The organism is Streptomyces sp. SID3212, assembly GCF_009865405.1.
Lineage (GTDB): Bacteria > Actinomycetota > Actinomycetes > Streptomycetales > Streptomycetaceae > Streptomyces.
The window spans coordinates 1-7,373 of record NZ_WWJY01000230.1; the positions used below are offsets into that span (position 1 = coordinate 1).

The 7,373-nt window shown below is 70.0% G+C and carries 6 protein-coding genes; 2 read left to right on the forward strand and 4 right to left on the reverse strand.

Annotated elements, in window-relative coordinates; translation table 11 throughout:
- The 4 genes from pstS to GT042_RS06775 form a co-directional block, all read right to left on the reverse strand.
- Positions 1-1,386, reverse strand: a 1,386-nt coding sequence (pstS, locus tag GT042_RS06760) for a phosphate ABC transporter substrate-binding protein PstS (RefSeq protein ID WP_161307794.1), incomplete at its 3' end; no start/stop codon positions are given.
- Positions 1,386-2,645, reverse strand: coding sequence for a phosphate ABC transporter permease PstA (gene pstA, locus GT042_RS06765; RefSeq protein ID WP_161307795.1), 1,260 nt, complete (start codon positions 2,643-2,645; stop codon positions 1,386-1,388). The genes pstS and pstA, both read right to left, overlap by 1 nt.
- Position 2,646: 1 nt before the next feature.
- Positions 2,647-3,672 (reverse strand): phosphate ABC transporter permease subunit PstC, encoded by a 1,026-nt coding sequence (pstC, locus tag GT042_RS06770; protein ID WP_161307796.1) that lies wholly within the window; start codon positions 3,670-3,672, stop codon positions 2,647-2,649.
- Between the two features lie 378 nt (positions 3,673-4,050).
- A complete protein-coding gene (locus GT042_RS06775) occupies positions 4,051-5,886 on the reverse strand; it encodes a bifunctional metallophosphatase/5'-nucleotidase (RefSeq protein ID WP_161307797.1) in 1,836 nt (611 codons plus the stop codon).
- Positions 5,887-6,039: 153 nt separating this feature from the next.
- On the opposite strand from GT042_RS06775, the gene mshD reads away from it, so the two are divergent.
- Together mshD and GT042_RS06785 are read left to right on the forward strand one after the other, a co-directional pair.
- Positions 6,040-6,960, forward strand: a complete 921-nt coding sequence (gene mshD, locus GT042_RS06780) for a mycothiol synthase (protein ID WP_161307798.1) — start codon at positions 6,040-6,042, stop codon at positions 6,958-6,960.
- 133 nt (positions 6,961-7,093) lie between these two features.
- A partial coding sequence (locus GT042_RS06785) for a GntR family transcriptional regulator (protein WP_161307799.1) occupies positions 7,094-7,373 on the forward strand: 280 nt, incomplete at its 3' end.

Genomic DNA, 7,373 nt, shown 5'->3' on the forward strand with positions numbered 1-7,373 from the left:
ACCACCCGTGCCACCGCCGGCCGCCCCGCCGGAGGCGGCGGAGCCGCCCGTACCGCCGGAGCCGCTGCCGCCGCCCGAGCCGGTCTTCGCGCCACCGCTGCCGGTGGTGCAGGCCGTGGCGCCCTTCTTGTCACACGCGCTGGGGTACGGGGCCGTCTTCGCGAGGCGGTTGGTGCCGTCGGCGCTGAACGTCGGGTTGTTGCACTTCTTGATGTCGACGGTCTGCGTCTTGACGCCCGGGATCTTGCGGATCTGCTCGAAGCCGGCCTTCACCAGGTTGATCGGCAGGGGTGAGTACCCGAGTTGCTCGGCCTGTTGCTGCCCCTGGCACATGAAGTAGTACGAGAACGCGCCGAGTGTCTTGCCCTTGGCCTCGGTGAACGTGCCCTGTGCCTTGAGCGGGAGGACCATGTACGAGTAGCTGGACAGCGGGTAGTTGCGCTTGTCGCTGTCGTTGTAGACGCCTTCGAGCTTCTGCGTGAGGTAGTCCGGCGAGCTCTTGTCGGTGTTGATGCGTGCCTGGAGGAGCGAGACGGCGACGTTCTGGGCGGTCGGCTCGGTGTAGTACCCGGCGTGGTTCAGCACCTTGGCGACCGGGAAGTGCGCGTTGAGGGCGTACGAGTAGTTGACGTAGCCGATCGCGCCCTCGCCGTACCCCTGCGCCACGTATCCCGCGACCCCGAGGTCACCGGACTGGGCGATCATGCCGGAGACGGTCGGGTAGTACGAGGTCTGGCCGCAGGCACCCGAGCGGCCGACCTTCGCGCAGTACGCCTTCCACAGGGCGGCGTGCTGGTTGGCCATCCACAGCGTGAACTGGGCGGTGGAACCCGAACCGTCGGACCGTACGACGGGGACGATCTGGCGGTGCGGCAGTTTCATGCCGGGGTTGTCGGCGGCGATGACGGGGTCGTCCCAGTAGGAGATGGCCCGGGTGAAGATCTTGGTGACCACGTCGCCGGACAGCCGCAGGTTGGTGACCCGCTTGCCGCCGATGGTCAGGTGGTACATGAACACCGTGCCGCCCGCCACGATCGGCATGTACGCGTACGTGCCGGAGGCGGGGTTCTCGGCGGCGGACCCGTCCGTCGGGTGGGTCTGGAAGGGGATGTCGGAGACCGCGAAGTCGACCGTGCCGTTGAGGAACTGGCGGCGGCCGTCGGAGGAGCCCGTACCGGAGTAGCTGATCCGCATGCCGTACTGGTTGACGTCACGCCGCCACTCGTCGACGGCGTTCTCGGCCCAGGTGGAACCGGCCCCGGCGATCGGGGTGTAGCTCTCCGAGGCGGCGTCCGCCGGTGCCAGGGGCCCCAGCAGGACCGATACGAGCACGCCGAACACCGCTGTCAGGGTGAGCCAGGCGCGGGAGGTGAAGTGGCTGGGCATCAGTCGTTCACTCCGAATGCGGATGCGGGTGCGGAAGCGGGGGCCGGGGCGGAATCGGATACGGGCACGGGGGCCGGGGCGGCCTCCGCGAAACGGCGGACGTCCCGGGCGGAGGCGCGGGCGGTCCTGCGGGCCTGGCGCCTGGTCTGCCGGCCGGGACCCCGGCCGCCGAGGACGCGGGCCACCGCGAAGAGGATCAGGACCAGGGCCATCAGGACGGCGGCGGCGCCGAACCCGCGCGCGATCATGGTGGGTTCGGGGGACTTCACGAAGGAGAAGACCGCGAGCGGCAGCGACACCATCGGGCCCGACGTCGGATCGGCGTTGAGGGCGGCGGTGAACCCGGCCGTGAGGAGCACCGGGGAGGTCTCGCCGATCCCGCGCGCGGTCCCCAGGATCACGGCGGTGGCCAGTCCCGAGCGGGCCGTCGGCAGGATGACGTGCCACACGGTCCGCATCCGCGGCGCGCCCAGCGCCTCGGCGGCCTCGGTGAGGTTGCCGGGGACCAGGCGCAGGACGACGTCGGCCGCGCGGATGACGATCGGCAGCATCATCACGCTGATCGCGAACCCGGCCGCGAGACCGGACTTCTGGAGTCCGAGGCCGAGGATCCAGATCGCGTACACCATCAGGCCCGCGACGATGGACGGCAGCGCGGTCATCGCCTCGACGATGGTGCGCACGAAGCGGGCGAAGCGGCCGGTGACCTGGTTGAGGTAGACCGCGCAGGCCAGGCCGAGGGGGACGGTGATGGCGAGCGCGATGGTGATCATGATGAGCGTGCCGAGCATCGCGTGGGCGATGCCGCCGTTGGTCAGCGGGTCCAGCGGGCCCGCCGCCTGCATGTCCTGGGTGAAGAAGTTGAGGTGCGGCAGGGCCTCGCGGCCCCGGTAGAGGGTGAAGCCGACCACCAGGACCAGCGCGAGGAACATCAGGCCCGCGGCCGACCACAGCACGACGGTCATCACGCGGTCGCGCACCGCCGGGCCGTCCTCCTCCAGTCCGGTGAGCACCGCGTAGACGCCGAGGAACACCAGGTAGGCGACGACGGCGAAGCCCAGCGCGCCGGAGAGCGGGGCGAGTTCGCCGAAGAGCAGGACCGCGACGCACAGCCCGGCGGCGGCGGCCCCCGCCAGGGCGAGCACACCGTTGCGGGTGACGCCGCCGATGCGGCGGGGCACGTCCTCGGCGAGAGGGGCGGGATCGGGGTCCGGCGGAGGTGTCCGTACGGCCGCCGGGGTCTTTTCCAGGACGGTCATGTCAGCCCTCGCTCTGGGCGCCGGAACGGGACCGGGCGACGATCGAAGAGGCGGTGAAGTTGACCGCCAGGGTGAGCAGGAAGAGCGCCAGGCCCGCCGCCATCAGCGCGGACATCCCGAAGTCGGAGGCGTCCCCGTAGTGCAGGGCGATCAGCGAGGAGACGGAGTTCGCGCCGGTCTGGAGGATGTGGGGCTGGATCGTGAAGACCGGGGAGATGATCAGGTAGACCGCGATGGTCTCGCCGAGGGCCCGGCCCAGGCCCAGCATCGTCCCGCCGATGATGCCGCCCTTGCCGTACGGGATGACCACGGCGCGGATCACTCCCCAGCGGGTGGAGCCGAGCGCGTACGCCCCTTCCCGTTCCCCGGCGGGGGCCTGCGAGAAGACCTCGCGCATCACCGAGCACATGATCGGCGCGACCATCAGCGCGACGACGATCCCGGCGATGAACGACGAGGCGGTGTAGACGCTGGCGGTGGCGAGCGGCTCGCCCTCCACCACACCGTCCACCTTGAAGAACGGAATCCAGCCGAACCAGGTGGACAGCCAGCGCGACAGGCCGATCACGTGCTGCTGGAAGAAGAACAGGCCCCAGAGCCCGTAGACCACGGACGGCACGGCGGCCATCAGGTCAACCATCGCGATCAGGGTCCTGCGGAGCCTCACCGGCGCGACGTCGGCGATGAACAGGGCGGTTCCCAGCGCCAGCGGGACGGCCACCACCACCGCCACGGCGGCGATCAGCAGCGTCCCGGTCAGGACGGCGGCGATGCCGAACTTGTGCACGTCCGGCTGCCATTGGGCCGTGGTCAGGAAGGAGAAGCCGGTGGCCCGCAGCGCCTGTGCCGCCCTCACCATGAGGAACAGCCCGACAGCCGCCATGATCGCGAGGACCACGACGCCCGCCGCGGTCAACTGCCAGCGGAAGACCCGGTCCCCGAGCCCCCGGGCGGCGTCCGGCCGCCGCGGAACGTCGTCGTCCGACGGTCTGCCAGATATGTCCGACCCCGCTGCTGCGGTAGCCATCTCCGAACCCCCCACCTGGGTGCCACACGGGACGCGTGACCGAAAAAGCGCATGGACGCGACCAAACGGGCAGCGCGCTGTCCCAGATCTAATGGCTCGATCATGTCGTTCCTCGCTCACACATGTGAGCAGAACGCGAACACGAGATGGTCATACAGTGCAGAGACATGGGGTGACGATGCGACAAAACAGCCTCAGGTGGCAGTAATTGCACTCCTTTCGCCGAACTCGTCTTCACGAACTGCACACAGAATCATGGTGAATTCCGGCCACGCATACCCAAGGGTGCGTCAAGCGCATGTCAAGCACGCGTCACGGCATACAAAAAGGGGCGGTGGGCCGACTTCCGGCCACCGCCCCTTCCTTGTGCGGGTGTTGCTACCTGATGACGGTGATGCGGTTCGCCGCCGGCGGGACCAGCGGGGCCGTCGGCGTCGAGTTCGCCGTGAGGTACGCGTTGAGCAGGTCCAGGTCGGCCGGGCCGACCAGCTTGTTCGTGCCCTGGCCCAGCGCCGCGAAGCCGTCGCCGCCGCCGCCCAGGAACTCGTTCATCGCGACACGGTAGGTCTTCGCCGGGTCGATCGGCGCGCCGTTCAGCCGTATCGAGTCGGTGACGACCCGGGCCGCGCCCGTCTTCGTCATGTCCAGGGTGTACGTGAGGTTGTGCGACACCTGGAGGATCTTCGGCGAGGCCTCGTTGGACCCGCTGACCTGCTGCTGGAGCGCGGTGATCAGCTGGGTGCCGGTCAGGTCCAGGGCGTTCATCAGGTTGGTGAACGGCTGGACCGTGAAGGCCTCCCCGTACGTCACCACCCCGTCGCCCTCCGAGCCCGACGCCTTGTACACCAGGTCGCCGCGGATGCCGCCCGGGTTCATGAGGGCGAGCTGGGCGCCGCCCTTCTCGGGCGCCGCCATCCCGGCGAGCTGCGCGTCCGCGATGACGTCACCGAGGGGCGACTCCGGCGTCGTGGCGCCGCGGCCGTTGATGTCCGCGGAGATGTAGCCCTGCGGGGTGCCCGCGACCGGTCCGGCCAGCGTGGTCCAGTCCGTGATGAGCTTGGTCAGGTCCGCGGCCTTGGGCTGGTCCCGGGTGACGACGTGGTTCGCCGACTCGACCGCCGTACGGACGATGTCGTTCGTCCTGCGGTCGTAGGTCAGCGTGGTGTCCGTGTAGAGCTTGCCGAACGACGACGCCGACGTGACCAGGCGCGGCTTGCCCGCCGGGTCGGGGATCGTGCAGACGTACGCGTTGTGCGTGTGACCGGTGACCAGCGCGTCGACCTTGGGCGTGATGCCCTTCGCGATGTCGACGATCGGACCGGAGAGCCCGCCGCCGGCGGCCGGGCTGTCGCAGTCGTAGTTGTACGAGGAGGAGGCGGGCAGGCCGCCCTCGTGGATCAGCGCGACGATGGACTTGACACCCTGCCGGTCCAGTTCCTTCGCGTACTTGTTGACCGTCTCGATCTCGTCGTGGAACTTGAGCCCCTTGACGCCCTCGGCGGTCACGACGTTCGGCGTGCCCTCCAGGGTCACCCCGATGAAGCCGACCTTGACGCCGTTCTTCTTCCAGACCGTGTACGGCTTGAGGATCGGCTTGCCGGTCTTCTCCGACGTGACGTTCGCGGCGAGGTAGGGGAAGTCCGCGCCCTTGAACTTGCGCCCCTTCTCGTAACAGCCGGCCGTCGGGTGGCAGCCGCCGTTCTGGAGGCGGGCCAGTTCGACCGCGCCCTCGTCGAACTCGTGGTTCCCGACGGTCGTGACGTCGAGGTCCATCTTGTTGAGCGCCTCGATGGTCGGCTCGTCGTGGAAGAGCCCCGACAGCAGCGGGCTCGCGCCGACCAGGTCACCACCGGCGGCGGTGATGGAGTAGGGGTGGCCCTTGCGCGCGGTGCGCAGCGAGCTCGCCAGGTACTCGACACCGCCCGCGGGGACGGCCTTGACCGTACCGTCGGCCTGCTTCTCGTTGACGTTGCCCGCGGAGCCCGACGGCGGCTCCAGGTTGCCGTGCAGGTCGTTGAAGGACAGCAGTTGGAGGTCCACGGTGCTCGGCTTGTGGTGACTGTGGCTGCCGTGGCCGCTGTGCTTGCCGCCGCCGTGCCCTTGGGTCTGGGCGGCGGCCGGCATCGCGGCGACCAGCGCGCCGACGGTGGCCAGGCCGGCGGCGGCGACGAGAACCCGCCGGGCCGCACGGTTCTTCTGCGGTGTCGCTGACATCGCTCCCCTTGTGAGTACAACATGCGAAATCTGTGGGTGATTGCGAGGCGCAGCCTACGATTTACGCGCGTAGCGCGACAGGGCTCGGGGGTTACGAGCAGGTTGCGGCTACGGGTGCCGGTGACGCGCGCGGGCTCGCCGTACCCTCGACGCATGAGTGAAGCAGCAGCCCGCGGGCCCGCCCGGCAGATCCAGACCCTAGACGCGCTCACCCCGGAACAGGCCGAGGACGTCCTCGCCCTGCTCGCGGCGGCGGCCGCCTCGGACGCCGTGCAGGCCGTCTCCGAGCAGGGCAGGCTCCAGTTGCGCGGGGGACACCGGGAGGGCGTACGGCACTTCCTGCTCACCGTCGGCGACGAACTGACCGGGTACGCGCAGCTGGAGGACACCGATCTGGTCGAGGCGCCGGCCGCCGAGCTGGTCGTCCACCCGGAGCGCCGGGGCCGGGGGCACGGCCGGGCGCTGGGGACGGCGCTGCTGGCCGCGTCGGGCAAGCGGCTGCGGGTGTGGGCGCACGGCGGCAAGTCGGCGGCCCGGCACCTGGCCCAGGTGCTCGGCCTGTCCCTCTTCCGTGAACTGCGCCAGCTGCGGCGGCCGTTGAAGCCGCTGGACATCCCGGAGGCGGCCCTGCCCGCCGGGGTGAGCGTCCGTACGTTCGTGCCGGGGCAGGACGACTCGGCCTGGCTCGCGGTGAATTCGGCCGCGTTCGCCCACCACCCCGAGCAGGGCGGGCTGACGCAGCGGGACCTGGACGACCGGAAGGCGGAGCCGTGGTTCGACCCGGAGGGCTTCTTCCTGGCCGAGCGGGACGGCGAACTGGTCGGTTTCCACTGGACGAAGGTCCACGACGAGGAGCGCCTCGGTGAGGTGTACGTGGTCGGCATCAGGCCGGACGCGCAGGGCGGCGGCCTCGGCAAGGCGCTGACCGCGATCGGCCTGCGGCACCTCGCGGCGGCGGGGCTGCCGACGGCGATGCTGTACGTGGACGCGGACAACACGGCGGCGGTGACGGTGTACGAGCGGCTGGGCTTCGTCACGCACGAGGTGGACCTGATGTACCGGACGGAGTCCTGACCGGACGGAGTCCTGACCGTACGGAGTCCGGGCCACGCGGCCTCCTGAACAACCCCTGAGGGGACGGTGTTTGACACCGTCCCCTCTTCTGGGCGAAGCTTTCACTACTTCCTTAGTGAAAGGGTGTTGCGCGGTGATCGAGTACCGCATCGACCGGAGGAGCGGGGTCGCCACGTACCTCCAGATCGTCCAGCAGACCAAACAGGCCCTGCGCCTGGGCCTGTTGGAACCGGGCGACAAACTGCCCACCGCCCGCGAGGTGGTGGAGGCCACCGCCGTCAACCCGAACACCGTGCTCAAGGCCTACCGCGAGCTGGAACGCGAAGGGCTGGCCGAAGGGCGGCGCGGCCTCGGCACCTTCGTCCGGGGCACCCTCGGCCGCGGCACGGCCGACAGCGCCCTGCGCGCCGAAC

Bases quoted from the DNA above. Each gene is read 5' to 3' on its own strand.
- GT042_RS06775 (WP_161307797.1), bottom strand. From the start codon at position 5,886: ATGTCAGCGACACCGCAGAAGAACCGTGCGGCCCGGCGGGTTCTCGTC.
- pstC (WP_161307796.1), bottom strand. From the start codon at position 3,672: ATGGCTACCGCAGCAGCGGGGTCGGACATATCTGGCAGACCGTCGGAC.
- mshD (WP_161307798.1), top strand. From the start codon at position 6,040: ATGAGTGAAGCAGCAGCCCGCGGGCCCGCCCGGCAGATCCAGACCCTA.
- pstA (WP_161307795.1), bottom strand. From the start codon at position 2,645: ATGACCGTCCTGGAAAAGACCCCGGCGGCCGTACGGACACCTCCGCCG.